Genomic DNA, 1,192 nt, shown 5'->3' with positions numbered 1-1,192 from the left:
ACCATTACCGCATACAGCACCGGAAGGGTAAACGCTGCGCCGATGACCACCCTACGGATCAGGTCGGCGCTCTCGGCGCGACGTTCTTCGGCCTGGGTAGCCTCGACCTCGGCGGCGGTCGGCTCGGCCACACCATCGACTGGCGCGCAACCTGAAGCAGCGGTGGGCGTTTCAGATTCGCCAGAGGGCGTGGCCACGTCGTTGGGGGTGACGACGAGTGTGCCCGAGACCATGTTCATGCCGCAGGCGAACCCGAACGATCCCGCCTGCTCCGGGGTAAACCGCACTGTGGTGCGCTGGTAACCGGGCAGGGCCGCTGACAAATGGAGGTCGGGAAAGACGACCCGCGATGTGCAATCCCCGGTCTCTTGCCGATCGAACTCGATCTCCACCGGAACACCTTGGCGCACCTCTACAACGTTTGGGCTATACCCACCACTCACCCTAACCTGAAGCCGCTGCACACCATCGCCGACGGTTGCGGCCTGCGCGCGTCGCGGGGCAAAGAAATACCACGCCAACCCCGTGATCACTAACGCCGCCCCAACCAGAACGGCAACGTCTACACCGGACATCTTTAACTCCTCTTCAACTGAGACGAATTAGGAATTAGGCTGTGGATGGCCCAGATGGCCTGTCCGCCAGCTCCTTCGGCAAGATCTGATACGCCCCAGGCGTCGACACCCCAGACAGCCGCTGGCGGATGACAATCACGGCTACCCTCAGGGCGTGACACCGCCACGAACCCACAGCGGTGGGCGACAGCACTTGCTTGGAAAACCCATCGGCGGACGCTAAGCCGCGTCGGCGCGGCGTGCTCGGCACTCCTGAAGCGGGAAAGCCGCATGACCGGTCCAACATGATCCGAGCCTACCCCCCCGGGGTAGGTATTGGCGTCACATGGTCGAAGACACCGAGGGCAGACAAGCGCAGGTTGGGTCGCCGCCCTGGTGACCAGCGGTCTACCTGATTCGCTTCATGCGGGTGAGGGTCCTGGCCTGTGAGCTCGAGCCGGCCCTATTCGTCAGAATCGCCCAACCACCCGATGTTGTCACTCCGAGGGATTCGGCGCGATGGACGCTGAACCGCCTCGGCCCGTGTCCGGACATGCCGGGGCGTTTCAATCAGCCAAGGACGGTGGGGAGGGTCCCAGGTTTGGGTCACATTTTCACATAATTGGGAGCAGCGAGCC

General features: G+C 63.3%; 1 protein-coding gene. It reads right to left on the bottom strand.

The genetic code is table 11. The annotated features are described in order from the left end of the window. Window positions 1–575: cupredoxin domain-containing protein (locus AC5Y5O_RS32015; protein ID WP_500028746.1), on the bottom strand; the 575-nt coding region annotated here is incomplete at its 3' end. Window positions 576–1,192 lie beyond the last annotated feature (617 nt).

It is taken from the genome of Mycobacterium sp. NGS40, from assembly GCF_059812735.1.
The sequence above is the reverse complement of the archived record's forward strand: the minus strand, read 5'-3'. Positions and strand labels throughout refer to the sequence as shown.